We start from the raw sequence: 25,648 nt of genomic DNA on the forward strand, positions 1-25,648 counted from the left end.
CCTGGCGGCGCTAGTGCGCGCCGTGGGCGGAACGGCGCAGCGCCAGCGTCTCCCAGGCGGCGACGAGCATCATCACCACGGTCGTGGCCGCACCGAGCGCGAGGGCGGAAGCGTGCAGGGACGTCGCCAACGGCACCAGCGCCAGCATCAGCGCGAGACCAACGAGGTGCGACAGCGGCGGCCCGCGACGGTCGTTGGTGACCCACTTGAACAGCAGGTTGCCTGCCAGGTACAGGGCCGGGCCGCCGAGGATCACCGCGATGCCGGCGCCGTCGGCGTGGCCCGGATGCACGAGCACGATCTCGTCGGCGACCGCGCAGACGATGATGCCGGCGATGATCAGCACGTGCACGTAGGTGTAGGCGATGCGCGCGATGCGGCCGGGGTCGTCGGAGTGCTCGATGCGGTGGGCGGCGCGGCCGGCGCCGGTGTTGAAGTAGACCAGCCACATCGCCACGCTGCCGAGGAAGTCGACGATGAAGGCGGCGGCAGTGGTCGCGTTCCAGCTCTGCTCGGCGAAGGTCGCGCCGGTGACCAGCAGCGACTCGCCCAGCGCGATGATCACGAACAGCGCGCAGCGCTCGGCGAAATGCCCGCCGTGCACGTCCCAGTCGGCGGTGGTCGAGCGGCCGAGGCCGGGCACGCGGAAGTACATCGCCGGGCCGCAGATCTCGATCGCCAGCGCGGCGACCCAGCACAGGAACTGCGCGGCGCCGTCCTGGAACGCGCCGACGATCCACAGCACGCCGGACGCGCTCAGCCAGACCAGGATGCGCTGGAAGTTGCGCCGCCGCGACGCCGTCTCGCGCCGCACCGCCCACAGGAAGAACAGCGTGCGGCCGACCTGCATGCCGACGTAGGCGGCGATGAAGGTGAAGGTGCGCTCGCCGAAGGCCTGCGGGATCGACGCCGACAGCACCAGCCCGGCGAGCATCAGCACGAACAGGCACAGGCGCACCGGCGTGCGTTCCGGATCGAGCCAGTTGGTGACCCAGGCGGTGTAGACCCACACCCACCACACGCCGAACAGCAGCAGCGCGGTCTGCAATGCGCCGACCAGGTCCAGGTGCGCGAGCAGGCGGTGCGAAAGCTGGGTCACCGCGAATACGAAGACGAGGTCGAAGAACAGCTCGACCATCGTGACCTTGCCGTCCTCGTGGCCGCCTCGACGGCGCAGCAGGCTGCTCGCTTCGCTCATGTGTTCCCCTTCCGGACGGGTGTCCCGCGCGCCATGCTAGCCGACTCGCGCCCGGCCGGAGCGGCCGGACACGCACGTTTACGGGAAGGCCGCGCGATCCCTTTCGCCGCCGCGAAGGCGCGACGGCCAGGCGCGGCTACGGAGCCTCGAAGCCGTCGCCGAAGATCGTGTCGTCGCCCGCCGGCGGCGTGAAGTCGCCGGCCATCTGCAGGGCGAGCGCATTGTCGTCGCCGGCGATGGCCTGGTTGATCTGGCTGCCGAAGCCGCCGCAGTCGCCCGCGCCGACCGGCGGGATCGTGAAGCCCGCACCGGACAGGTCCAGGCCGCCCGGCGACCCGGTACCGGCGAGCGCGACCTCGATCGGCTCGAGCACGCAGGTGCCGACGTCGATCGGGCCCAGCGGGCTCGACGCGGAGACCACCTGCAGCCGCAGGATCGCCGGCGTCAGCGCGGCGACGCCGTCGGGCGCGACCTGGCCGCTCGACTGGCCGCTCTGGCTGAGCTGGTAGGTGACCACGACCGGCCCCAGCGGCGAGGAGTAGCTCGTCGTGGCCTGCGGAAAGGTGAAGCGGCCCGCGGCGATCGCGCCGCTCGCCGCATCGTAGCCGGAACCTGCGAACGTGCCGCCGGACGGCAGCGCGCCGGCCTGGCCGTTGACCGAGATCGTGCCGGTCAGCGGATAGTCCACCGCCGCGGCGATCGCCGGCAGCAGCAGCAATGCACCGGACGCCGCCGCACACGCGAGCCGTGCGGCCGCGCGCCGCTCGCCTGGCAAGAACCCGCCTCGCAAGAAAACGCTGCGCATCTGTGTCGCTCCCCCTGGTGTGACGGCTGCGGATTTCCCGCCGGCCCGTTCGCGAACGGCGCCGGCAGGAAACCGCCGGATGTTTCCTACTTCTTCTTTTTCTCTTCCACCGCCGTCCACTGCTTCAGCCAGGCGTTGACGGTGTCGTGCCACAGCACGCTGTTGTGCGGCTTGAGCACCCAGTGGTTCTCGTCCGGGAAATGCAGGAACTGGCTCGGGATGCCGCGCCGCTGCGCGGCGGTGAAGGCGGCGATGCCCTGCTCGATCGGAATGCGGAAGTCCTGCTCGCCGTGCACCACTAGGATCGGCACGCGCCAGTCCTTGACGTGGTTGACCGGGTTGAACTTCTCGTAGCCGGCCGGATCCTCGTACGGCGTCTTGCCGTTGTGCTCCCACTCGTCGAACCACAGTTCCTCGGTCGAGTAGCCCATCATGCGCGCGTCGAACACGCCGTCGTGCGCGACGATGCACTTCCACGGCTCGTTCCACACGCCGGCGATCCAGAACGCCATGAAGCCGCCGTACGACGCACCCAGCGCGCAGGCGCGGTCGCCGTCGAGGAAGCGGAAATTCTCCAGCGCCGCGGTCCAGCCGAGCTTGAGGTCTTCCAGCGGCGCGCCGCCCCAGTCGCCGGAGATCGCGTCGGTGAATTTCTGGCCGTAGCCGGTCGAGCCGTGGAAATTGATCGTCACCACCGCGAAACCCTGCCCGGCGTAGGTCTGCGCGTTCCAGCGGTAGTGGAAGTCGCTGGTCATCGCGCCCTGCGGGCCACCATGGATGATGAAGGCGACCGGGTACTTGCGGCCCGCCTTGTAGCCGACCGGCTTTACCACGTAGCCCTGCACCGAATCGCCGCCGGCGCCTTGGAAGGTGAAGAACTGCGCGTCGCCGAAGCGGACGTTCTTCAGGCGTTCGGCGTTGAAGCGCGTGACCTGCTTCAGGCCCTTGCCGCGCAGGTCCGCCGCGTACAGGTCGGTCGGGTGCTTGAAGTCCTGCCGCGCGACGACCATGCCCCGGGCGCCGACGTCGAAGCCGGCCACGCTGCCGCCGTCGACGATGCGCAGGGCCTTGCCGCTGGCGACGTCGATCGCGAACAGCGGGTGCTCGCCCTTGTCGTCGGTGGTGGTGTACAGCGTCTTGCCGTCGGCCGATTCCTTCAGCGCCGAGGCCGAGCGGTCCCAGTTCGGGGCGATCTCCTTCTTCGCGCCGGTGGCCAGGTCCATCGCCCAGATGCCGAAGCGGTCGGCTTCGAAGCCCGGGCGCTTCATCGCCAGCCAGTACAGCGTCTTGCCGTCCCGCGACGGCAGCGGATAGCCGTCCCAGGCCAGGTTGTCGGCGGTCAGGTTGCGCGGTTCGGCCGAGCCGTCGGCCGGCACCGCGTAGACGTCGAAGTTGGTCGACCACGGTTCGGTCGTGCCGGCGATGCGTGCGTTGAAGTACACGATCGTCCCGTCCGGCGAGAACGCGTACTCGCCGTCGTCGCCGAACGGCTTGGACGGCACGTCGCCGTCGATGCCGCGGCTGAGCCGTCGCGGCTCGCCCTGCACGCGCCCGTCGGCGCCGATCTCGGCGACGAACAGCTGCGAACGGCGGCCGTCGGCCCAGGTGTCCCAGTGGCGGATGAACAGCTTGTCGTAGACCGTGCCGCTGGCCTTGTCGGCCTTGCGCTCGTCCAGGCGCTGCTTGGTGCAGGCCAGCGTGTCGCAGTCGGGGAACACGTCGATCGACAGCAGCACGCGCTTGCCGTCCGGCGAGAACTTGAAGTTGTTGACGTCCAGCGGCGCCCAGGTGATCTGGCGCGCCGCACCGCCCTTGGCGTCGACCTGCCAGAGCTGGCTGACGCCGTCCTTGCCGGCGAGGAAGTAGAGGCCGGCGCCGTCGGCGGACCAGCGCGGTCCGGACGCGCCGAGGCTCGCCTCGGTCAGCCGCTTCGACGTGCCGCCGCCCGCCGGCACGGTCCACACGCTGGTACGGCCCTTGTTCGCCTCGTAGTCGGTCTCGCGCACCTGGAAGGCGATCTGGCGGCCGTCCGGCGACAGCGACGGATCGCTGACGCGGTCCATCATGACCAGGTCCTGCACATTGAACGGATGCGGACCCTCGGCAGCGACGGCCGGAATCGCGACGGCCATCGCGAGGGTGACGGCGAGCAACTTCATGGGCTTCCTCCCGGGCGAAAGGCGTGCATGGTACGGCCTGCCGCCTAAGCGGCCAACTGAAGCGCCGCGACAGGCCGGCGGCGCCGCGGAGTCGACGAGCATCGATCGCTCGCTCGCGCGCTGACGCGCAGACGCGGCGCGATCGGAGGACGAACGCGTCCGCCGGCCTCGCCGCTAGCGCAGGCGAAACCGCACCGGAACGACCAGCTCCAGCGTCTCCCCGGCGATTTCCGGCGGCGGCGGCGGCAACGGCTCGGCACGCCGGACCACCGCCAGGGCTTCTTCGTCGAGCGCCGCGGATCCGCTGCTGCGCTCGATCCGTGCAGCCAGCACGCGGCCACGGCGGTCGACGCGGAAGCGCAGGTCCGCGGTGCCCTGCTCCCGCGCGCGCTGCGCGGCGAACGGATAGCGCCGATGCCGTTCGAGATGCGCAAGCACGATCGCCTGCCAGTCCGAAGTGCGATGTGCCGCGACCGCAGCGGCGGCGGCATCCTGCCCGACCGCGTCGCGCGGCGATGCCGACGCCGGTTCTTCCTTCGGCCGGTCTTCGCGTTCCGTCGCGTCTGCCACCGCGCGCTGTGGTTCCGCCTGCGCGACTTCGCCGACCGCAACGGGAAGCGGCGCCGCGATGGGCGTCATCGTCGGCGTCGGCGCGGCGGTGCGAGACGTCGTCCTCTTCGGCGAGGGACGGCGCGGTTCCGGCAGGGTTGGGGCCGCGGCTGCGAGGGGCGCCGGCGCGGCCGGTGGCGTGGCCTCGACGCCGGAAAGATCGATCAGCACCACGGTCATCCGCTGCGACGGCAATCGCGGCGCGGGCGGAGGCGGACACATCAGGGCCAGGAACGCCGCCGCATGCAGCGCGCACGTCGCGACGAGCGCGAGCACGCGCACCGCCGACAGGTCGCGCAGGCCCGGCCGCGCCGAGCCGGGCGCCGTACCCGTCCGGTGCCGCTGGCCGCGTCCATCCGGGCGCATCAAGGAGATGCGGTCCAAGCGGCCGACCCGGCGGCGGCGATCCGGCTCGCAGAGACGATGGCGATCGCCCCTTCTGCATCGGCCCCGGCAAGGATATGATTACGAATCATTCTTATTTGCATTTATATCCGAGCGCCATGATAACGCCCTCCACCCCGCCGTGCGCGCATCGACGCGCCTTCCGACTCGATCGCCGGCCGCCTGGAATGCGGCGTGCGCTGCTGTGGCTGGCCATCGTCACCGGCACGACGGGCGCGTCGGCGCAGGAATCGCCCGCTTCCACCGCCGCGCCGCCGCCGGGCGCGGCCGACACCGTGTACCTGTCGCCGCTGGTCACCGACGCCAATGCGCAGGACCCGTACGCCGAGCCGGCTGCGAAGAGCACCATCGGCCGCGATGCCATCGACCTGTTCGGCGGCCAGAACCTCGACGACGCCCTGCGCGCCACGCCCGGCACGTTCACGCGCGACAGTCCGCAGAACCCCGGCATCGCGGTCGACATCCGCGGCATGGAGGGATCGGGCCGCGTCACCATGACGATCGACGGCGTGCGCCAGAATTTCCGCTTCACCGGCCACGAGGCGCAGGGCTTCACCTACGTCGATCCGGCGCTGCTCGCCGGCGTCGACGTCAGCCGCGGCGCAACGAGCGGCGCCGCCGGCGCCGGCGCGCTGGCGGGCGCCGCCAACTTCCGCACGCTCGCACCGGCCGACGTGCTGCGCGACGGCGCCAACGCCGGCGGCTTCGTCGGCGTTTCCTGGGGCGACAACGGCGGCGGTTTCGCGCCGGTCGCCGCCGGCGCGGTGCGCACCGGGGCCTGGAGCTTCCTCGCCGCCGCCAGCCGCCGCTCGCCCGACGACTACGGGAACGGCAAGGGCCAGACCGTGCCGTACACCGGACAGGACCTGCGCTCCGGGCTGCTCAAGGCCGAGTTCCGGCCGAGCGACGCGCACCGGCTCGCGCTCGGCGCCGTGCTCTACGACAACGACTTCATCGCCAATTCCTACGACCAGACCATCGGCTCGCGGCAGTTCACCGCCAACTACGCCTACACGCCGGGCGGCCACGCGGTCGACCTGCGCGTCAACGCCTATCGCAGCGACGTGCGCATGAAGTACGGCACCTCGCCGACATTGCCCAACGGCGGCAGCGGCGCCGGGCGCCGCATCGAGGACACCGGCACCGGCTTCGACGCGACCAACACCACGCGCCTGGGCGAACACCTGTCGAGCACCTACGGCGTCGCGTACTTCCACGACGACGTCGATTCGATCAACAGCGCCGTCGCACCGGGCTTCGGCGTCAATCCGAGCGGCGAGAACTCGATCGCGAGCGCGTTCTCCGACACCACCCTCCGCTACGGCATCACCGACACGATTCTCGGCCTGCGCTACGACCGCTATCACGTCGAGGGTTCCGGCTCGGTCACCGCGGGCAATCCGCTCGGCATGCCGGCGGGCCGCTACGCGGTCGACCGTTCGGGCGGCGCGTTCAATCCGTCGCTGACGTTCGCGGTCACGCCGCTCCCGTGGCTGCAGCCGTACCTGCGCTGGTCGCGCACGTTCCGCCCGCCGACCGTCTCGGAAACGCTGATGGGCGGCGACCATCCGGCCGACGGCGGCCCGACGCAGACGTTCTACCCGAACCCGTTCCTGAAGCCGGAGAAATCGCGCGGCTGGGAGCTCGGCGTCAACGTCGGCACCGACCGGGTCTTGCGCAGCGACGACCGGCTGCGCGCCAAGGTCACGGTCTACCGCAACGCGGTCGACGACTACGTCACCGCGACGTTCGCCCCGGCCGGCGGCGCGTTCTTCGGCAACAACCCCGGCACCTCGATCGTCAAGGGCGTCGAAGTCGAAGGCGGCTACGACGCCGGCTTCGCGTTCGCCAACCTCACCTACTCGCACACCGACTCCGATCTCAAGTCGCAGGTCAACGGCCTGGGTGCGCAGAGTTACCTGCCGGACGAGGTCTACGGTGCGACGCTCGGCGCGCGCCTGGCCGAACGCCGCCTCACGATCGGCGCGCGCTGGTCGAAGGTCTCGCGCAGCTTCATCGGCGAGGAGAACGCCTACGGCGCCAACCGCCCCTGGGAACCGGGCTACGACCTGGTCGACCTGTTCGCCAACTACGTCTTCGACAGCGGCCTGGAGCTGCGCGCCAACGTCGCCAATGCCGACGACACCGTCTACACCCCGGCGCTGAGCACACCGGCCGCCGGCACCTCGGTCGAAACCGGCCGCGGACGCACCTGGTCACTGACCGCGAAATACACGTTCTGACCGTTCGCCGGTCGCCCTCTTTCCACTGCCACAGGATGATTCACCATGAGAATCCGACCCACGTACCTGCTTTGCGCACTGCTTTGCGCCGCCGTCGCCGCTCCGGCGTCGGCCGGCACGTTTGCGCTGTCCTTCAATGCCGACGATTCCAGCCGCTGGTACGACTTCATCATGGACTGGTTCGCCCAGCTCGATCGCACCGAGAGCGGCACTCCGCCGCTCAACGTGCTCTACACGATCGGCGCGGAAACCGATCCGCTGAACCCGGTCACCTACCAGGATTCCGGCGACAGCGCCGTCGTGTTCGCGCACGGCCGCGCCTTCACCGACGTCGGCAGCATCACCTACACCGGCAGCGGCAACGGCACCTTTCCGATCACCGCCGTCACGCTCGACCTCAATCCCCACGTGAGGACCCAGGAGGCCAGCGCGCTGGGCCTGTCCTACCTCACGACCGTCAGCAACCCGCAGGGCACGATCACGATCGCCGGCGGTGCGGTGACCGACATCCGGCTCGACGCGGACATCCGCTTCGACCTGGACGCACGCAACGATCCGCTCATCGGCTACCTGCTGCCGTACGAAGGCACCTTGCTGATGGAGGGCGACCGCTTCGACATCTTCGTCGACGATTCCGCCGGCTCCCACTTCGTCATGCGCTACGTCTGGGACCTGCACGGCACGGTGGCCGGCGTGGGCGGCGGCGACGTGGTCTTTGCGAACGGCTTCGACCCGTCCTGACCCGCCACGGGCGAAGGGGGAACATCCGGCATTGGGGATGTTTCCACTTGTAGCAATGTCAAGATGAGTGACCGCGGTCGCCGGCCGCGGCCGCTCTCCGTCCCTCGATCCGGCACAAGCGCCCCGCGCAGCCGCCCGCAAGGCGGCGCCGCGACGGCGCTTCCGGCCGGTCCGGCGCTTCCGGAGGCGGCGGCGGCGCCTCGCAGCGGATTCCCGCCGGACGGCGGCGAAGCCGCTGCCCTCGCGCTGCGGTAGGCTTATGCTTACGCACAGCAATCCTGAGGGCGCGTTCGTCGATGTCCAAACCCCCTTCCGTCCGTTCCGGCAGTACCAAGGCACGCCTGCTGGAGGCGGCCGAGGAACTGTTCATCGAACATGGCTACGAGTCCATGTCGCTGCGTCAGATCACGACGCAGGCCGGCGCGAATCTCGCCGCGGTGAACTATCACTTCGGCAGCAAGGAAGCCCTCGTGCAGGAGCTGCTGACGCAGCGATTCGACCGTCTCAACCAGGAGCGCCTGCAGCTGCTGTCGATCTGCGAGAAGCAGTACGGCGAGCAGCCGATGGACGTCTCCACCGTGCTCGGCGTGCTGTTCGTGCCGGGCCTGCGGCTCACCCGCAGCACGCTCGGCGGGCCGAACTTCCTGCGCCTGCTCGGACGCGTGTACAGCGACCCGTCGCCGTTCATGCGCGAGTACCTGCGCGAGCACTACGAGTCGATTTCCGGGCGCTTCTTCGAGGCCTTCTCGCGCGCGCTGCCGCATGTGCCGCGCCACGAGCTCGGCATGCGCCTGCAGTTCAGCCTGAAGGCGCTGTCGGGCATGCTCGCCAGCGAGGACACCGACGAACTCGCCGCCGCGATCTGCATCGGCGAGGAGGTCAAGGACACGCTGATGATCGAGCGCCTGATCGCCTTCATCTCGCCGGTGCTGACCACGCCGTTCGCGTCGGTGCGACAGGCCGGCCCGATCGAGCGCGTGCTGAGCCTGGCCGACCTCGCCGCCGCGGCCGTCGACGAACACGAGCACAAGGATCCGCGCGTGCGCGGCCGCAAGCCGTCGGCGGGATCGGCGTCGTGGCGTTCGGGCGCGGCCGATCCCTGAGCCGCGCCGGACGACAATCGCCCCGCCTCAGTTCCCGGCGAATGCGCAGGCGTCCCAGCCCTGCGGCGTGCCCGCCGTGGACGGCCCGCGGAAATTCGGCAGGTTCGACTGCGCCCACTCGTCCGCCTGGGCCAGCTCGGCCGGACTCAGGTTCGCCGCGGCCGCGGCGAGCTGGCGGTCGAGCTGCGCGACGCGATGCTCCTCGGCGCCCAGACGGTACAGCTTGAGATAGCGGTAGTGCTGGGCCGGATCGGTGCCGACCACACCGGCCAGCAGCCCCTGCGCGCCCGGCTCGTAAGCCTGCTGCAGCAGGTCGACCACGCGCCAGTCACCCGCGGTGAGTCCGGATTCGATCAGCGACCGCGCGTCGTCGCGGTAGGACTGCAGCGACTCGGGATGCTCGAGCAGTCCGCGCGAGTCGTACAGCGGCCCACGGCCGAGATAACAGGCCCGCGCGTCCTCGTCGCCGAGCCGCGCCGCCTGCGCGATGTTCGGCACCAGGCTGTCGAGCATCTGCGGACTGGCGTCGGCGCAGAACTTCTGGTTCTCGCTCACGGTTCGCTGGCGAAGCTCCATCGCGTCGAGCAGGATCTGGTAGGTGCGCAACTGCTCCGGCGTCATGCCTTCGGTCTTCCTGCCGGTCAGCTCGTCGGAGGCACCGACATTCTTCCATTCCGATCCGCGCAGCCGGTTGCAGCGGTTCACGTCGCGGAACAACCGCGCCGCGGCGGCGGCGTCGCCGGCGTTGGCGCGCGCCTGCAGATCGGCGAAGGTGTCCTTCAGGGGCGCGCCGATCGGAGGTAGCGGATCGCCCTTGCGAGCGACTACTGCGGTTCGGCTCCCCGACGGTCCCGGCGACTTCCCCGACGGAACACGGGAACCGGAGCCACCTTGGCTCGGGTCATGGGCCGCAACAACGCTCGCACGCGAGGACGGCGCGTTCGAGCGCCCCATGAAATAGGCTGCCCCCGCCACTGCGAACATCACGGCAACCAAGGCTGCATCACGCCGCTTCATGGGCTCGACGCTTCCTGTCGGCATGCAAGTTCATGTCGTCCTCGCTATTCGTACGGAAACGAACACGGATCCCAACCGGGAATCGTCGAATCAGTCGAATTGCTGCCATTGAAATTTCTCTGGAAAACGGTCTGCGCCCAGGAGTCGGCATCGGCGACCTGCGCCGGCGTGAGCTGCTGCGCCGCCTCGGCCAGCGATGAATTCATCTGCGCCGCGCGGTCCGGGTCCGCGCCCAGGTTGTAGAGCTTCATGTAACGATAGTACTGATAGGCATCGGACCCGAGCACGCCGGCGAGAGGGCTCTCCGAACCCGGCTGATAGGCCCCGCGAAGAACATCCACGACTTTCCAGTCGCCTGCTTGAATGCCTGCATCGACCATCGACGCCACGCTGGTCCGGTAGTTCGCAAGCCATTCCGGATGGCCCATCAATCCGCGCGTATCGTAGCTCGGCCCGCGTTGCAGATAGCAGGCTCGGGCGTACTCCTCGCCGAGCTGCGCGGCCTTCTGCAAATTGGGGACCAGGGAATCCAGCATGCTGTCCGTCGCGCCGTCGCACAAACTGTGGAATCTCTGCATGACCTGCTTGCGGGCTTCGATCGCGTCGAGCTGAACCTGATAGCCTTCCAGCTGCGCCGCGTCCATCGCGTCGACTTTCTCGCTCAACAATTCGTCGGCCAGGCGCGAATTCGACCAGTCGATGCCGCGCAGGCGACTGCAAAGACCGACGTCGCGATACAAGCGCGTCGCTGCCACGACGTCACCGACATCCGCGCGTGCTTGCAACTCGGCAAAGACTTCCTTCAAGGGCCGGTCGCCGGGCAGAAGAGGCATTGTCTTGCGCCCGGCGGGGACGCGCGGCTTCTTCCTCGCGCCGCCGACGTCGTGACCTTCGGAAACGGCGGAAACGCTGGCGTCCTTCGCCGCGCTCCCTTCGGCGGCGGAATTTCGGCCTTGAACCCGACCGAGCAAGTACGCGCATGCGATCGCTGCCGAAGCGATCAGGACGAAAGCGATGAACCAGCGACGCATGGGCGAAGACTATCGCAGGGCGGCATGAAACCGCCCCGCGTTGCCGGAACCACTATTCGAGCCGATCACGACCGCCTGAGCCGTCCGAACTACTGCTCGCTGGCGAGCACGTAAGCGGAAGCGGCAAGAGACGTGTCGCCGCTCATGATCGCCGTATTCTTGCCTGCGGCCGATGGCAGTCCCACCTTGAGGTTGACCGCACCGGACACCAGGAAGTCGAGCACCGACGTGATGATAGGCAGCCCCAACGCCACGTTGCCACATCCGCTCGCCCCGGGCACCGCGAACGAATTGTCGACCAGCGAGTTGTCGTCGTCCTGGATGTAACCGACGTAGTTGGCTTCGTCCACCCATACATAGTAGGAATTGCCCGGCTCGCCCGAGATCGGCTGGTTCGGCGGCGGCGGATTGGTCGTTGCCGTCTGCAGGTTGATCCGGATGGGATTCTGCGGCGAGCCGATGTAGCAGGTGCCGCCGAGGAACGGATTCTGCAGATGCACGCGTACGGTCAGGCGCGCGGCGACGGGATCCTCGCCACTATCGGGAGCCGGCGGATACAGGGCCTGGAGGAAATTCGTCTGGACCGTGTCGACCAATTCGATCGTCGCCGTCACGTCATTGACGGAATTGACGATGCTCCAGAAGGCAACCCACAGCGGAAACGGCCAGTCCGGCGCCGGATTGGCGATTCCGAGCAGGCCGCCCGGAACCTTGGCGGGAACCGATGCCAGCGTCGGCGCGCCTACCGCGTCGTACAAGGGGGAAGGCCCGACGCTCTCGAGCCCGCCCTGCAGCGTGATCGGCGAAGTGATCGGCAAAGTGGTGTTCCCGATGACGAACGAACCGGAGCTCACGACGTTGTAGAGGCACGTCGTGACGCTGGGATTGGTGTACGGACAATTCTTGAAGATCGAGAATGCGCCCGAAGGCGTGCCCGCGATCGCCGCCGGCATCGAAACGATGCCGGCCAGCGCGGTAGCGAGGGCCAGAGAAAGCGATGTCTTGGACATGGTGAACTCCTGGACTGGGCAATTGACGCTCTGTGCGCGACAAGCGATGGCCCGCGCGAAGAATGCAAGGGGGAGAAAAAGCTGCCGCTTCAGGCGTCCGCCCGAAGCGGCAGCGGCGATCCCTGCGATGGTTCGGAGCAGCCGCCTGGAATGACGGCCGTCCGCCGTTCAGTCCGTTGATCCGATCACGGAACCGCAACCCAGCGGATCGGCTTGGTGGACTTCAGCGCAGCCGGACCGGACGGCGGCGGATTCGCGGTCGACCTGACGTCCGTGCACGGTCCCAAAGCACCGGTGAACCCGTAGGTATTGGTCGTCGGCGGCGTGGGACTGAGCGGAGCCAGCGTTCCGGAGATGCTTCCGGTGCACGTCGTATTGGGGCTCGTGAAATGAATGCTGATGTTGCTGATGGTCACCTTTCCGCTGGCGTCAGGAGCAGACACGTTCCACGGGAGAACCTTCGTGATCGACGTGCACGCGGTGCTGGTTCCGAACGTGGCTGTGCTGACCTTCGCCGGAGGCGAAACGGGCAGCGTCGTACCCGTGGCGGGAAGCGACAACGTGAAAACGGCATTGGTACAAGGAACCGGAATCATCGCGGGCGATGCGGTTGTGGGGCCGGAAAGATCCACGCTGTCGCCCGTCGACACCCAGGCCGAGCCGTTCCAGATCTCGTAGTGACCTGCGAAGGCAGGAGAAGCAACGAAGGCACCCATCGCAGCCAAAGCAGTGAATATGCCGGACTTAAGCTTGATCATGATGCTTTTCTCCATCATACGTTGAGGTTTCGAACGCTACTGGCGCTCGCATGGTTTGCCACGGAAAGCTGCGTCGTGGCGACGCACTCCTTGACTGCGCCGACTGTGGCGCTGTCGGGGATGGTTTTCGTCGAATCCCGGCGTCCTCCGACTCACGGAATCGATCCGTCGAATGAAATCGCCTTTTCTCAGTAGAACCCCTTGCGTATGGAAAGACCGAAGAAACGCGGGTCCTGCAGGAACACGTTCGAGGTCAATCCGCTGTCGTCGCTGTTCAGGAAGGTGCCGGTGATCGCCTCGCCTCCCAGCGCGTTCTTGACGTAGAACTGCACGGTCAGGTCCTCTTCGAGCTTCTGCCAGGTCAACGACAGATTCACGTTGCCCCAGTCGTGCAGACGATCGATCTTGTCCTGATAGATGCGCGCCCAGCTCTCACCCTGGTAGTACAGGTCCGCTCGAAGGATCAGGTCGCCATGCGAAGTGAAGAACGTGTACTGCGGGCTGACGCTGACCGTGATGTGCGGAGCATTCGGCAGGCTGTGACCGCCCACGCTCTTGGCAAAGCCCGCGCCACCGTTCGGCGCGTCGGTGCGCGGGTCATAGAAGACGTTCTCTCCGAGAAGCCCGGCATACGGCCCGCCCGGCTGGAAGCCGGCTCCGTTGATGGGAAGATTCGCCGTGCAGAAACTGTTGAGCACGTCGACGGCGCTGCCGTTGACTCCGATCAAGCCCTGGGCGGCCGCCTGCAGGATGCGCTCCACGTAGGCCCTGGGTGCGATGCAATTCGATGCCAGCTGCATCCACGGACGCACGACCACCCAGTCCGGATTGCCGGCGGTACGGTCCATCACGTCGATCGAGGACTGCCCTCCGCCGACACGCGAGCCGAGCAGACCGATATTGCCGCTCAACATGAAGGACGGCGTCGGCTTCCACGCTGCCTCCAGCTCGAGACCCCAGGTCTTGGCGTCGAAGTTCTCGTTGAAGGTTGCGCGATCCTGGATCTGCGAAACCTGGTAGTCCTTGTAGTCGTTGTAGAACAGCGTCGCGTTGAGGGTCAGCTTGCCGCCGGCCAGCACGTTCTTGGTACCGATCTCCAGGGCATTGACGAACTCGGGCGAAAATTCCGGCCTGCGCTGCTCGAACGTGAGGATGTCCGGATTGGCGCCTATTCCCGGGGAATTGGTGCCTCCGGCCTTGTAGCCGCGCGAAACCGACGCGTAGAGCAGCGTGCTGTCGGTGAACGAGGTCTGCGGTGTCCAGTCCAGCACAACGCGGCCGGTCGGCTCGTTCCACGTCTGGTGGATCTTCGGGTTGGCCGGATATCCGCTGCCGGTATAACCGCCGCCGACGAAATAACCCCGGGAAAGATCCGTCCACGTCAGCAATGCCTGGCTCGGTATCGGCGTGGTGATCTTCTTGTCGTTGGTGAAACGCAATCCGGCCGTCAGCTTCACCGTATCGGAAAGCTGCCAGTAGGTTTCTCCGAAGATGGCCGCCGATTTCGTTTCGGCCACGTTCCAGCTACGGAAATAGTTGTGTCCCTGGCCGTTTAGACTGCCGATCGGATTCGGATCGATGTAGAGACAGGGAGCCGGACTGCCGTCGATTTCGGGGCGCGTCGCCGTTCCGATCGGGCAAGGCAAAGGAGCGGTCCCGACCCCCTGGTTGTTGAAAAGAACCTGCCCGATGGCAGTGAACATGTTGTTGAATACGTAGTAGCTCTCGTCGATCTTGTAGTGCAGGTAGTTCGCGCCGACGCTGAAGTTGAACATTCCGTCGAACGAGGACTGCAGACGGAATTCCTGTGACCATTGCGTGCTGTAGGAATCGACCAGGTCGGCGAGCAACATGCGATCGGAACAGCCGAGCTGCGGATCGCAGAAGACACCGTTGGGCAGCATGTCGTAGCCGGGTGCGAGCTGGCCTTCCTGGTTGAAGTAGTAGGGCTTGTCGACCGAAGTATTCGTGAAGACCGGATTCGACTGGAAGCGTCCGTAGTCCTGCGTCGAGAAGTACCGGTCCCGCGTATACAGGGTTTGCGAAATGAACTTGAGCCCGTCGCCGATTTCGGTGTCGAAATTGAACTGCACGACATCGTTCTTGGCCTTGAAGCGCGGATCGTAGGTCGTTGCGATCTTGCGCAGATCGCTCGACTGCGTCACTCCGGCGTAAGGATTGACCCAGGGCTGGATCAGAGTGACGTTGCCGGCGTAGTTGCCGTCCGGGTCGGCCCGGAAACCGATCAGTCCGCCGATTCTCGACGCCGCCAGAACCCAGGGCAGAGAGCCGCCGTTCGGCACACCGAACGCGCCGCGATCGTAGAGTGAACCGTCCACGCAGCCCTGACTCATGAAGTTGCGGTCGGGCTGCGTCACCGAGGTTCCGATCATCGTTTCCGGACCGGGATCGTTGTGGCACAGCTGCTTGCCGGTGCGCGCACGATCGTCGTTCTCCCGGAAGTGCTCCCAGACGAGGTTCGCGTTGACGCCTTCCGCGGGCTTCCAGGCCAGCGACAGGCGGCCGGACCAGAGATTGCGGCCGTCGACGTCCTTGTCCGAGGCCGTGTTTTCCACGTAGCCGGAACGCTTGGTCCAGGCCCCGGCGAACCGGAACGCCAGCGTGTCCGTCAGCGGCACATTGACCATCCCGCTGAATCGACGGCTGTCGTAGTTGCCGAGTTCGGTCTTGATCCAGGACTCGAATCCGTCGAAGTTCGGCAGGTTCGGAATCATGTTGACCACGCCGGCGGTGGCGTTGCGTCCGTACAACGTGCCTTGCGGCCCGCGCAGCACTTCCACGCGATCGACGTCGAAGTACTCCTGCTCGAACAGGCGATTGCGGATCATCGGCGTCGAATTGAAGCTGACCGCGACCGCCGGATCCGTCGTCACCGACAGCGCCTGCGTGCCGATGCCGCGGATCTGGAAGTTGTACATCGCGAAATTGGTCTTGCTGAAGCTGACGTTCGGCGTCGCCGTGACGAGGTCGCCTCCGGTCTCGATCTTGCGATCGTTCAGATCCTCTCCTCCGAAAGCGCTGATCGCGATCGGCACCTTCTGGATGTTCTCAACCTTCTTCTGCGCAGTGACGGTGATCGTGCCGAGCTGAGTCGAATCGGCGGACTTGCCGCGCCTGGCGCTCGACGCCGACGGGGATGTTTCGTCCTGTTGCGCGGCTTGCGGCGCATCAGCGGCCGCTTCGCCGGAGACGACACCGTTCTCGATCGAATTTTCGTTCGCTGCAACGCGGGCAGTGTCGCCCGCGCCCGGCTGCTCGGCGCGTAAGTCCGCATCGCCCTGGGCGTAGGCGGCAGCGCCCTGCAGCAAAGCCAGCCAGAGGAGATTGCGCCGGCTTCGGATCAACGTACGATGTGTCGCTTCGAGCATTTCCGTTCCCCGCTATTGAAGATATGGAGCAACTGACGAACTGAAATCACGCCTCGCCGACGGCCACGAAGCTCACACACCCATGACCTCCGCGGTCCGCGGCGACGACCCCGCGCCCGACTTGGCCTCATCGTCGGAGTGAGTGCACCGCTGGCTTTCCACTTCCTGTTCGACGACCACCGCCAGCCCCATCACGCGCCCGACCGCCTCGTCGTGCGCAGCCTGATCGAACGGCGTCGTCAGCATCGGCGCGATGAACGCGACCAGGCGCGACAGCAGCCGCGTGTCGTCGACCGGTCCGCCGACGCACATCGCCGCGATCAGTTCGTCGAGGTTTTCGCTGGCGAGCACGCCGGACAGCGCCTTCAGGCTGAACTGCAGGCGCACGCCCAGTTCGTGCCGCGGCACGTGCGGCAGCGCGCGCTCGAACGCGGCGAAGAAATCTTCGAAGACGGAGCGATAGTGCTCGTGCAGGAAGTCGCGGATGAACGGCGACGGATCGCTGTAGACGCGTCCGAGCAGGCGCATCGAGGCCGGCCCGCCCGCGCGCGCCAGGCGCAGCGCGGGCACGAACAGCACGCCGAGCACGGTGTTCAGATCCGGGGGCTGGTCGCCGCCGGCCTGCTCGCAGGCCGCGAGCAGGCGCTCGCGCTCGCGGCTCAGGCGGTCCAGCCGCTGCGACAGCAGCTCGCGCACCAGCGCTTCCTTGCTGCCGAAGTGATAGTTCACCGCCGCGATGTTGGCGCCGGCCAGCATGGTGATCTGGCGCAGCGACATCACCTCGTAGCCGTGTTCGACGAACAGCGCCTCCGCCGCCTCGAGGAGGCGGGCCTTGGTCCCGTTCGAGCTGACGGGCTTGCCGATCATCGACGAAGGCCCCCCTGGGCGCAGCGTGCGGATTCGGGAGCCGACCGGATCACCCGGCCGACCAGACGTTCACTTCAAGGGATCGATTGATTGGTGCACTTCAAACGGACGATTGGCAATTGTAGGGAGGGCGCCGGATGCAGCAAGCTGCAGCGCAAGATCGGCTGTGGAGCGCCGATGGGGAGGCTTCGGATCGCACGGAAAGCGCACGGGAATGCGCTGGCGGCGTCCCGGGACGGGTCGCACACGTGGCGTGCGCGCACCCTCCTCTGGCGGGTTTTTGTTGCGGCGCAGCCTGGCGGACGAAGCGATCGGAGGGGAAACGCGGTTCCACGCTGCCTCGCCGGAGGCCCCGCTATACTCCGGCGATTGTCTGCCGGAAGCCGGAATGTCCGCCGCCGTAGAGGTCGCCACCCGCCGGGACGAGTTCCTCGGCCATCCGAAAGGACTCTACGTCTGCTTCTTCACCGAAATGTGGGAGCGCTTCTCGTTCTACGGAATGAAAGCGCTGCTGCTGCTCTACCTGACCAAGTACCACCTGTTCACCGACGAGCACGGTTACAACCTCATCGGCGCCTACGGCGGCCTGGTCTACGCAATGCCGGTGATCGGCGGCCTGATCGCCGACCGCTGGCTCGGCATGCGCAAGGCGGTGGTGTTCGGCGGCCTGCTGCTCGTGCTCGGGCACCTGGGCATGGCGACCGAAGGCCATCCGGCGACGAGCGCGGGCGGCGTCGTAACGCGCGACGCGGGCGCGCTGCAGGTCTTCTACTTCTCGCTCGCCCTGATCATCCTCGGCGTCGGTTTCCTGAAGCCGAACATCTCGACCATCGTCGGCAAGCTCTATGCCGAGAACGATCCGCGCCGCGACTCGGGCTTCAGCCTGTTCTACGCCGGCATCAACATCGGCGCGACGGTGTCCGGCGTGCTGTGCGGCTGGCTCGGCGAAACCTACGGCTGGGGCTGGGGCTTCGGCGCCGCCGGCATCGGCATGCTCGCCGGCCTTGCGAACTTCCTCTACGGCCAGAAGCACCTGCACGGACACGCCGAGCCGCCCGACCCCGCCGCGCTGCGCCGGCGCGTGTTCGGCATTCTCACGCGCGAACAGCTGATCTATCTCGTCTCCCTCGCCGGCCTGGTCGTCATCTGGAGCCTGATCCAGGCGCATTCGCTGTTCCTCGCCATCGTGCCGGGCTGGTTCGAGCCGAGCCCGGTGCTGCTGGCGATGCATCTGGTCACCGCCTGCCTGCTCGGCGGCATCCTCTGGTTCATGTTCGCGCGCTGCACGAAGGTGCAGCGCGAACAGATGGCGGCCGTGCTCGTCTTCATCGTGCTGTGCCTGATCTTCTTCACGCTGTACGAGCAGACCTACGGCTCGTGGGTGCTGTTCTCCGACCGCGTAATGAACCACCGCGCGCTCGGCGTGGAATGGAACGCGAGCGAGCTGACCTCGCTCGGCGCGGTGTTCATCCTCGTGCTGGCGCCGATCTTCGCCTGGCTGTGGCCGCGGCTGGAGACGCGCGGCTGGAATCCGAGCAAGCCGGCGAAGTCGGCCTACGGCCTGATCCTTGCCGGCGTCTCGTTCCTGGTGCTGGTGTGGAGCGCGCGTCACCCCGAAGCGAACGGACTGACCAACATCTGGTGGTTCGTGCTCGCCTATTTCGTGCTCGAGATCGGCGAGATGCTGCTCTCGCCGATCGGCCTGTCCGCCGTCACCGAGCTGTCGGTGCCGAGCGTGGTCGGCCTGATGATGGGCGGCTGGTTTCTCGGCACCTCGTATTCGGAAGTGCTGGCCGCGCAGCTCGGCAAGCTGTCGGCGATCGAGATCCCCGAGGGCGCGGTGCTGAACGTCGCCGACGCGCTGGCCAAGTACGACGAGCTGTTCGTGTTCTCGGCGCAGATCGGCATCGCCTGCGGCCTCGTCACGTTGGCGCTGACCCCGCTGATCCGGCGCTGGATGCACGGCGTGAAATAGCCGAAATCGCCACCGATCCCCGTATCGTCATCCCGGCGAAAGCCGGGGTCCCATGGCATCGCTGCCTGTCGACGGCCTGGACCAACGGGTTCCGGCCCGACCCGCCCTTCGGCGAGTCGAGCGCGAATCCGAATCGGTTTCCCCCGGATGCCCGCTTGCGCGGGCATGACGGCGCAGGAGTCGATCCGCCCTCGTCTAGTTCGCCGGCGCGGCGGCCGCCTTGCCGAGGCTGCGATCGAAGAAGGCGAGCATCTTGGTGTACAGCTCGACGTTGTTGTCGGTGCGGTAGAAGCCGTGCCCTTCCTTGTCCTTGAGCAGCCATTCGTACGGGTACTTGCGTTTGTCGAGTTCGCTGCGCAATGCGTCGGCCTGGGCGATCGGCACGCGTTCGTCGCGGCCGCCGGCGACCAGCATCAGCGCCGCCTCGATGCGGTCGACGTTGCCGGCCGGCGAACGGTTGCGCATGTCGGCCGCGTCGTTGCCGAGCACCTTCTGCAGGTAGCGCCGGCCGAACAGGCTGCGCGGAATGTCGCCGTCGCGGTACATCAAGCCGAGGTCGTAGACGCCGACGTAGCCGATCGCGCAACGGTACAGCTTGGGTTCGCGCACCACGCCCTCCAGCGCGGCGTAGCCGCCGTAGCTCGCGCCGTAGATGCACAGCCGCTTCGGATCGGCGTAGCCCTGCTGCACGGCCCAGCGCGTCGCGTCGGTCAGATCGTCCTGCATGCGCAGGCCCCACTGCCGGTAGCCGGCGCGTTCGAAGTCCGCGCCGTAGCCGCCGGAACCGCGGAAATTCAGCTGCAGCACGGCGTAGCCGCGGCTGGCCAGCAGCTGCACCTCGGGATTGAAGCCCCACACGTCGCGCGGCCCGTGCGGACCGCCGTGCGGGTTCACGATCAGCGGCAGGTTCTTGCCGTCGCTGCCGCGCGGCAAGGTCAGGTAGCCGTTGAGCTCGAGACCGTCGCCGGCCTTCAGGCGCACCGGCTGCATCGCCGCCATCTGCTCCGGATCGATCCACTTGCGCGCGCTGCCGATGTACTCGGCGTTCTTCTTGACGGTGTCGAACAGGTAGAAGTCGCCCGGATTACGATCGCTGAAGACGTGCACGACACCGGACTTGCCGTCGTCGGCGAAGCTGCCGAACAGCGCGGCCTGGCCCGGGAACGCCTTCTGCGTCGCCAGCGCGAGGCGCGCGTGCGGCGAATTCGCATCGAACACGTGGAAGGCGGTCTTGCCGTCGCGCGTGACCACGCCGTAGGCGTCCTGCTCGTCGGGCGTCAGCAGCAGCCTGCCGGGGTTGGCGCCGCCTTCGTACAGCAGCTCCTTCGCTCCGCTGTCCAGGTCGACGCGGTACAGCGCGTCGGGCTTGTCCGGCCGCGACACGGTCACGTACAGGTGCCGGTTGTCGCGCGCGAACATGCGCGGCGTCATGTCGGTCTTGCTGGTCTTGGGGTCGTTGAAGACGCGCCACTCGCCGCCGTCCTCGCCGCGCACGTAGAGGACCAGATTCAGGTTCTCGTCCGGCGCGGTCGCGACGCGGACCCGTCCGCGGTGATCGGCAACAAATTCCGAGCGCGCCTTCGGGCCGACGCCGACGCGGCGCGTATTGCCGGTGTAGACGTCGAGCATCTCCACGCTCGGCGGCGCGCCTTCGCTGTTCTGCCAGTCGAAGGTCTGCACCAGGATGTTCTTGTCGTCGCCCGGAATGCGGTCGATGAAGAACGCGCTGGCGTAGCGCTTCTCGCCGCCGCGCTTGATGCGCGAGCCGACCTCTTCCGAGCCGCGATAGCCGAACAGCTGCATCGAGCCGCTGCCGTCGGCGTTGATCGCGTACAGCTCGCCGTTCGGCCGCGGCTCGTCGATGCCGCCGAGCTGCTCGGCCACCGATGCCACCAGGCGTGTTTCGTTGACCCACCAGAACCGGTCGACGACGTTGTTCGCCCCCGCGCGGATGCTCGCGGTGCGCTGGTTCTTGACGCGATCGATGACGAACAGCACCGTCGTGTCCTCGAACGGCACCTTCACGGCGAGGTACTGCCCGCCGGGCGAAATCGCCATTTCCTCGATGTCGGGTTTCCTGACGAAATCCTCGATCGGGATCTGCGCCGGCGACGCGGCCGACCCCGGAACTTCCGCCTTCTCGGCGGCCCCTGCAAAAGCCGGCGCGACCGCCAGCATCACGGCAAACATCCGTTTCATCGCTTCCTCCCCTCGTTGGCCGCTGTCCATGCGCACGGCGCCGCTCCGGGCGCCGCGTGCTTCAGGTGGTTTTCGCGCGCCCGTAGCGGTCTTCCAGGCGCACGATGTCATCTTCCCCGAAATAGTCGCCGCACTGCACCTCGATCAGATGGATGTCCGTGCCGGTCGGGTTCTCCAGCCGGTGCACGGTGTTCATCGGGATGTAGGTCGACTCGTTGCGGTTGAGCAGGAACTCCCGCTCGCCCACGCGTACCTTGGCCGTGCCCTCGACCACGGTCCAGTGCTCGCTGCGGCGATGGTGCAGCTGCAGCGACAGGACGTGGCCCGGCTTCACCGTCAGGCGCTTGACCTTGCAGTCGTCGGCGTCCTCGAGCACGGTGTAGCTGCCCCATGGCCGGTGCACGGTCTGGTGCACGCTGGCCGCGGAATGGTTCACCGCGCGCAGGCGCTCGACCACCAGCTTGACCTGCTGCGCGCGCTCGCGATGCGAGACGAGCACCGCGTCGCCGGTGTCGACGATGACCAGATCCTTGACGCCGACCGCGGCGACCATGCGCGCGTCGGACTGGATGAAGCAGTTCTCGCTCTCGACCACGATCGCCTGCCCGCGCACGCGGTTGCCGTCGCTGTCGGCCTCGTCGAGGTCGCTGATCGCCTTCCACGAACCGATGTCGCTCCAGTCGAACGCCGCCGGCACGACGGCCACCTTCGGCGCGCGTTCCATGATCGCGTAGTCGATGGAGATGTCCGGCTGCGCCAGGAACGCCTCGCGCGCGTACTCGACCGGGCTCTCGTGGCTGGTCGCGTGCGCGTGGCAGGCCTGCGCCGCCGCCAGCACGTCCGGGCAGACCTGCGCGGCGACCTCCAGCAGCGCGTCGGCGCGGAAGCAGAACATGCCGGAATTCCACACGTAGTCGCCCGAGGCGACGTAGCTCTCGGCCACCTCGCGGCTCGGCTTCTCGACGAAGGCGCCGACCTGGCGCCCTTCGCGGCCGTCGATCGCCGCGCCCATGCGCACGTAGCCGAAGCCGGTCTCCGGATGCGTCGGGCGGATGCCGAAGGTGACCAGCCAGCCGTCCTGCGCCAGCGCAGTGGCGCGGCGGGCGTCGGCGGCGAATGCGTCGATGTCGCGGATCAGATGATCCGCCGGCAGGATCAGCAGCACCGCGTCGGCGCCGACGTGCTCGCGCGCGTGCAGCGCCGCCAGCACTACCGCCGGCGCGGTGTTGCGGCCGGCCGGTTCGAGCAGAAACGGCAGGCGATCGAGATCGGCGCCCGGATGCTGCGCGTACTCGTCGCGCGTCAGGAAGTAGTAGTCGCGGCCGGTCACGGTCAGCACCGTGCCGCCGTCGGCGAGCCGCAGGGCGCGGTCCAGCGTCTTGCGCAGCAGCGACTCGCCGTCGCCCATGCGCATGAACGGCTTCGGATACGCGCTGCGCGACACCGGCCACAAACGGGTGCCGGCGCCGCCGGAAAGGATTACGGGTACCAACATGGACAAATCTCCGTTCCCTGTCGCCAGGGCATTCTCGTCAGATGCGCGCGTACCGGACGGTGCCCCCTCTCCCGCATGCGGGAGAGGTCGCGCCGCAGGCGCGGGTGAGGGGTTTTCGGAGTGAGGCGTTTCGCTCCGATCCCTCATCCGGCCCTTCGGGCCACCTTCTCCCGCAGGGAGAAGGAAAGCCATGCGCTAGTCGGAACTCGCGGCGATTTCGCCGAGCACCTCGCCCAGACCCGCGCGCCAATCGGCCAATTCTAGCCCGAATGCGGATTTCAGCCGGCCGCAGTCGAGCACCGACCAGGCCGGCCGCCGCGCGCGGGTCGGATAGTCGGCCGTCGCGATCGGCAGCACGCGCGGGGCGCGCGCGATCAGGCCGCGCTCGGCGGCGCCGTGCAGGATCGCCTCGGCGAACTCGAACCAGCTGCAGCGGCCGGCGGCGACGAGGTGGAAGATTCCCTCCGGCACCGGCCCTCCGTCGGCCAATGCCGCCTGGTGCCTCGCGACCGCCTCCGCCGTGACCCGCGCGATCCAGCGCGCCGGCGTCGGCGCACCGATCTGGTCGGCAACCACGCGCAGTTCCTCGCGCTCGGCTCCCAGGCGCAGCATCGTGCGCAGGAAATTGTGCCCGTGCGCGGCGTACACCCAGGCGGTGCGGAAGATCAGATGCGCCGCGCCGCTGTCGCGCAGGGCATTCTCGCCGGCCAGCTTGCTGCGGCCGTAGACGCCGAGCGGCGCCGTCGGATCGTCCTCGCGGTACGGCCGCGTGCCGCGGCCGTCGAGCCCGCTTCCGTCGAATACGTAGTCGGTCGAATAGTGCACGACCAGCGCACCGCTCGCCTTCGCCCAGGCACCGATCTCGGCCACGGCACGATGGTTGACGCGGTCGGCGGCTTCCGGCTCGTCCTCGGCGCGATCGACCGCGGTGTAGGCTGCGGCGTTGACGATCACGTCCGCTCCGACCTGCTCCAGCGCCGCGCGCAGCGAAACCGCGTCGGCCAGATCAGCGGCGATGCCAGCACCGCCGTTCGCCAGCCGGCCGTTGCGCGTGGCGGCGATCACCTCGCCGAGTCCGGCCAGCGCCGTCGTCAGTTCGCGACCAACCTGACCCGCGGCGCCGAGCACCAGCAGCTTCACGGCGAATACGTCGGCAACTTCGCGCGCGGCACGTCGGCGAGCAGCGGCGTCCTGGTGTCCTTGTCCGACAGCACGGGCCGGGCGATCGGCCAGTCGATGGCGATCGCCGGATCGTTCCAGCGCACGCCGGCATCGGCGGCCGCGTCGTACAGCGCGGTGCACTGGTAGGCGAACGTGGCGTACTCGGACAGCACGGCGAAGCCGTGGGCAAAGCCTTCCGGGATCCAGAAATGGCGCTTGTTGTCGGCGGACAGGATCGCCGCGGCCCAGCGTCCGAACGTCGGCGAGCCGACGCGGATGTCGACGGCGACGTCGTAGACCTCGCCCTCGGTCACGCTGACCAGCTTGCCCTGCGGATTGGGCCACTGGTAGTGCAGCCCGCGCAGCACGCCGTGCGCCGAGCGCGACACGTTGGACTGCACGAAGCGCAGGTCCAGACCCGCCTCGGCGAACGTGCGCGCGTTGAAGCTTTCGTAGAAATAGCCGCGCGCGTCGCCGAACACGGCAGGCTCGACGACCAGGCAGCCCGGCAGCGCGGTCTGGACGATCTTCACGTGACCGGCCCCTGGCGGACCAGCTGCTGCAGGTAGCGCCCGTAGCCGTTCTTGGCCAGCGGCGCGGCCAGGCGCAGCACCTGCTCGGCATCGATCCAGTGCTTCTGGAAGGCGATCTCCTCCGGGCAGCAGACCTTCAGGCCCTGCCGGCTCTCGATCGTCTCGATGAAGTTCGACGCCTCGACCAGCGACTCGTGCGTGCCGGTGTCGAGCCAGGCGTAGCCGCGGCCGAGCTTCTCCAGCATCAGCGAGCTTTCGTCGAGATAGCAGCGGTTGAGATCGGTGATCTCCAGCTCGCCGCGCGCGGAGGGCTTGAGCGACGCGGCGAAGTCGCACACGCGTCCGTCGTAGAAGTACAGGCCGGTGACGGCCCAGTTCGAACGCGGCTCGGCGGGCTTTTCCTCGAGCCCGACGACCTTGCCCCGGGCGTCGAACTCGGCCACGCCGTAGCGCTCCGGATCGCGCACCCAGTAGCCGAACACGGTGGCGCCGCGCGCGCGCGCGTCGGCCGCGGCGAGCTGCTCGGTCAGGCCGTGCCCGTAGAAGATGTTGTCGCCGAGGATCAAGCAGCTGGGCCTGCCGTCGACGAACTCGCGCCCGATCAGGAACGCCTGCGCGAGGCCGTCGGGCGAAGGCTGCACCGCGTAGCGGATCGACATGCCCCACTGCGAACCGTCGCCGAGCAGCCGCTCGAACAGCGCCTGCTCGTGCGGCGTGTTGATCACCAGCACCTCGCGCACGCCGGCCAGCATCAGCGTCGACAGCGGGTAGTAGATCATCGGCTTGTCGTACACCGGCAGCAGCTGCTTGCTGACCGCCTGCGTCAGCGGGTACAGCCGCGTGCCGGAGCCGCCGGCGAGGATGATGCCGCGTCGGGTCGTCATGTCGTCTCTCTTGCCTGTCCTGCCTTTTCGCCCTCATTCCCGCGCGAGCGGGAATCCCCATTCACG

Annotated in this window: 19 protein-coding genes; 4 read left to right on the top strand and 15 right to left on the bottom strand. The window is 67.8% G+C overall.

The window, feature by feature from the left end; genetic code table 11:
- Positions 1 to 10: 10 nt before the first annotated feature.
- The 4 genes from ACFO6Q_RS19450 to ACFO6Q_RS19465 all read right to left on the bottom strand — a co-directional run bounded on the left by ACFO6Q_RS19450 (position 11) and on the right by ACFO6Q_RS19465 (position 5,155).
- The gene (locus ACFO6Q_RS19450) at positions 11 to 1,198 is read right to left on the bottom strand and encodes a low temperature requirement protein A (protein ID WP_380022840.1); all 1,188 of its coding nucleotides are present in this window, start codon (positions 1,196 to 1,198) and stop codon (positions 11 to 13) included.
- A gap of 136 nt (positions 1,199 to 1,334) precedes the next feature.
- Entirely contained in the window at positions 1,335 to 1,916 is a 582-nt protein-coding gene (locus tag ACFO6Q_RS19455; protein WP_380022841.1) for a hypothetical protein, read from the bottom strand.
- Between the two features lie 173 nt (positions 1,917 to 2,089).
- Positions 2,090 to 4,162 carry a S9 family peptidase gene (locus tag ACFO6Q_RS19460; RefSeq protein ID WP_380022842.1) on the bottom strand — a complete coding sequence of 691 codons (2,073 nt, stop codon included), beginning with the start codon at positions 4,160 to 4,162 and terminating at the stop codon, positions 2,090 to 2,092.
- A 174-nt stretch (positions 4,163 to 4,336) separates the two neighbouring features.
- Positions 4,337 to 5,155 carry an energy transducer TonB gene (locus ACFO6Q_RS19465; protein WP_380022843.1) on the bottom strand — a complete coding sequence of 273 codons (819 nt, stop codon included), beginning with the start codon at positions 5,153 to 5,155 and terminating at the stop codon, positions 4,337 to 4,339.
- 188 nt (positions 5,156 to 5,343) lie between these two features.
- Between ACFO6Q_RS19465 and ACFO6Q_RS19470 the strand changes: the two genes are divergently transcribed.
- The 3 genes from ACFO6Q_RS19470 (at position 5,344) to ACFO6Q_RS19480 (ending at position 9,263) form a co-directional block, all read left to right on the top strand.
- Positions 5,344 to 7,419: a TonB-dependent receptor domain-containing protein gene (locus tag ACFO6Q_RS19470; protein ID WP_380022844.1), complete on the top strand. Its 2,076-nt coding sequence runs from the start codon at positions 5,344 to 5,346 to the stop codon at positions 7,417 to 7,419.
- A gap of 45 nt (positions 7,420 to 7,464) precedes the next feature.
- The gene (locus ACFO6Q_RS19475) at positions 7,465 to 8,160 is read left to right on the top strand and encodes a hypothetical protein (RefSeq protein WP_380022845.1); all 696 of its coding nucleotides are present in this window, start codon (positions 7,465 to 7,467) and stop codon (positions 8,158 to 8,160) included.
- Positions 8,161 to 8,456: 296 nt separating this feature from the next.
- A complete protein-coding gene (locus ACFO6Q_RS19480; protein WP_380022846.1) occupies positions 8,457 to 9,263 on the top strand; it encodes a TetR/AcrR family transcriptional regulator in 807 nt (268 codons plus the stop codon).
- A 27-nt stretch (positions 9,264 to 9,290) separates the two neighbouring features.
- On the opposite strand, the gene ACFO6Q_RS19485 is transcribed toward ACFO6Q_RS19480, so the two are convergent.
- From ACFO6Q_RS19485 to ACFO6Q_RS19510, 6 genes are all read right to left on the bottom strand, one after another.
- Complete coding sequence (locus tag ACFO6Q_RS19485; protein WP_380022847.1) at positions 9,291 to 9,968, bottom strand: hypothetical protein; 678 nt, start codon at positions 9,966 to 9,968, stop codon at positions 9,291 to 9,293.
- A 356-nt stretch (positions 9,969 to 10,324) separates the two neighbouring features.
- Entirely contained in the window at positions 10,325 to 11,311 is a 987-nt protein-coding gene (locus tag ACFO6Q_RS19490; protein ID WP_380022848.1) for a hypothetical protein, read from the bottom strand.
- 89 nt (positions 11,312 to 11,400) lie between these two features.
- Positions 11,401 to 12,321 (bottom strand): hypothetical protein, encoded by a 921-nt coding sequence (locus ACFO6Q_RS19495; protein ID WP_380022850.1) that lies wholly within the window; start codon positions 12,319 to 12,321, stop codon positions 11,401 to 11,403.
- Positions 12,322 to 12,506: 185 nt separating this feature from the next.
- The gene (locus ACFO6Q_RS19500; protein ID WP_380022851.1) at positions 12,507 to 13,079 is read right to left on the bottom strand and encodes a hypothetical protein; all 573 of its coding nucleotides are present in this window, start codon (positions 13,077 to 13,079) and stop codon (positions 12,507 to 12,509) included.
- 188 nt (positions 13,080 to 13,267) lie between these two features.
- Positions 13,268 to 16,468 (bottom strand): TonB-dependent receptor, encoded by a 3,201-nt coding sequence (locus tag ACFO6Q_RS19505; RefSeq protein WP_380022852.1) that lies wholly within the window; start codon positions 16,466 to 16,468, stop codon positions 13,268 to 13,270.
- 72 nt (positions 16,469 to 16,540) lie between these two features.
- Positions 16,541 to 17,335, bottom strand: coding sequence for a TetR/AcrR family transcriptional regulator (locus ACFO6Q_RS19510; RefSeq protein WP_380022854.1), 795 nt, complete (start codon positions 17,333 to 17,335; stop codon positions 16,541 to 16,543).
- Between the two features lie 388 nt (positions 17,336 to 17,723).
- Between ACFO6Q_RS19510 and ACFO6Q_RS19515 the strand changes: the two genes are divergently transcribed.
- On the top strand, positions 17,724 to 19,310 hold the full coding sequence (locus ACFO6Q_RS19515; RefSeq protein WP_380022855.1) for a peptide MFS transporter: 1,587 nt from the start codon (positions 17,724 to 17,726) through the stop codon (positions 19,308 to 19,310).
- 195 nt (positions 19,311 to 19,505) lie between these two features.
- Here ACFO6Q_RS19515 and ACFO6Q_RS19520 read toward each other — a convergent pair whose 3' ends face one another.
- From ACFO6Q_RS19520 to rfbA, 5 genes are all read right to left on the bottom strand, one after another.
- Positions 19,506 to 21,509 (bottom strand): S9 family peptidase, encoded by a 2,004-nt coding sequence (locus tag ACFO6Q_RS19520; protein WP_380022857.1) that lies wholly within the window; start codon positions 21,507 to 21,509, stop codon positions 19,506 to 19,508.
- A gap of 61 nt (positions 21,510 to 21,570) precedes the next feature.
- Complete coding sequence (locus tag ACFO6Q_RS19525) at positions 21,571 to 23,004, bottom strand: mannose-1-phosphate guanylyltransferase/mannose-6-phosphate isomerase (RefSeq protein ID WP_380022859.1); 1,434 nt, start codon at positions 23,002 to 23,004, stop codon at positions 21,571 to 21,573.
- A 195-nt stretch (positions 23,005 to 23,199) separates the two neighbouring features.
- Complete coding sequence (rfbD, locus tag ACFO6Q_RS19530; protein WP_380022860.1) at positions 23,200 to 24,144, bottom strand: dTDP-4-dehydrorhamnose reductase; 945 nt, start codon at positions 24,142 to 24,144, stop codon at positions 23,200 to 23,202.
- Positions 24,141 to 24,698 carry a dTDP-4-dehydrorhamnose 3,5-epimerase gene (gene rfbC, locus ACFO6Q_RS19535; protein ID WP_380022862.1) on the bottom strand — a complete coding sequence of 186 codons (558 nt, stop codon included), beginning with the start codon at positions 24,696 to 24,698 and terminating at the stop codon, positions 24,141 to 24,143. The genes rfbD and rfbC overlap by 4 nt, the downstream gene beginning before the upstream one ends.
- Positions 24,695 to 25,582: a glucose-1-phosphate thymidylyltransferase RfbA gene (gene rfbA / locus ACFO6Q_RS19540; RefSeq protein WP_380022863.1), complete on the bottom strand. Its 888-nt coding sequence runs from the start codon at positions 25,580 to 25,582 to the stop codon at positions 24,695 to 24,697. Before rfbA ends, rfbC begins: the two co-directional genes overlap by 4 nt.
- Positions 25,583 to 25,648 lie beyond the last annotated feature (66 nt).

Origin of the sequence: Dokdonella ginsengisoli (genome assembly GCF_042652785.1) — a bacterium.
Taxonomy (GTDB): domain Bacteria; phylum Pseudomonadota; class Gammaproteobacteria; order Xanthomonadales; family Rhodanobacteraceae; genus Dokdonella_A; species Dokdonella_A ginsengisoli.

Bases quoted from the DNA above. Each gene is read 5' to 3' on its own strand.
- ACFO6Q_RS19450 (WP_380022840.1), bottom strand. From the start codon at position 1,198: ATGAGCGAAGCGAGCAGCCTGCTGCGCCGTCGAGGCGGCCACGAGGAC.
- ACFO6Q_RS19460 (WP_380022842.1), bottom strand. From the start codon at position 4,162: ATGAAGTTGCTCGCCGTCACCCTCGCGATGGCCGTCGCGATTCCGGCC.
- ACFO6Q_RS19470 (WP_380022844.1), top strand. From the start codon at position 5,344: ATGCGGCGTGCGCTGCTGTGGCTGGCCATCGTCACCGGCACGACGGGC.
- ACFO6Q_RS19475 (WP_380022845.1), top strand. From the start codon at position 7,465: ATGAGAATCCGACCCACGTACCTGCTTTGCGCACTGCTTTGCGCCGCC.
- ACFO6Q_RS19480 (WP_380022846.1), top strand. From the start codon at position 8,457: ATGTCCAAACCCCCTTCCGTCCGTTCCGGCAGTACCAAGGCACGCCTG.
- ACFO6Q_RS19490 (WP_380022848.1), bottom strand. From the start codon at position 11,311: ATGCGTCGCTGGTTCATCGCTTTCGTCCTGATCGCTTCGGCAGCGATC.
- ACFO6Q_RS19495 (WP_380022850.1), bottom strand. From the start codon at position 12,321: ATGTCCAAGACATCGCTTTCTCTGGCCCTCGCTACCGCGCTGGCCGGC.
- ACFO6Q_RS19500 (WP_380022851.1), bottom strand. From the start codon at position 13,079: ATGATCAAGCTTAAGTCCGGCATATTCACTGCTTTGGCTGCGATGGGT.
- ACFO6Q_RS19505 (WP_380022852.1), bottom strand. From the start codon at position 16,468: ATGCTCGAAGCGACACATCGTACGTTGATCCGAAGCCGGCGCAATCTC.
- ACFO6Q_RS19510 (WP_380022854.1), bottom strand. From the start codon at position 17,335: ATGATCGGCAAGCCCGTCAGCTCGAACGGGACCAAGGCCCGCCTCCTC.
- ACFO6Q_RS19515 (WP_380022855.1), top strand. From the start codon at position 17,724: ATGTCCGCCGCCGTAGAGGTCGCCACCCGCCGGGACGAGTTCCTCGGC.
- ACFO6Q_RS19520 (WP_380022857.1), bottom strand. From the start codon at position 21,509: ATGAAACGGATGTTTGCCGTGATGCTGGCGGTCGCGCCGGCTTTTGCA.
- ACFO6Q_RS19525 (WP_380022859.1), bottom strand. From the start codon at position 23,004: ATGTTGGTACCCGTAATCCTTTCCGGCGGCGCCGGCACCCGTTTGTGG.
- rfbA (WP_380022863.1), bottom strand. From the start codon at position 25,582: ATGACGACCCGACGCGGCATCATCCTCGCCGGCGGCTCCGGCACGCGG.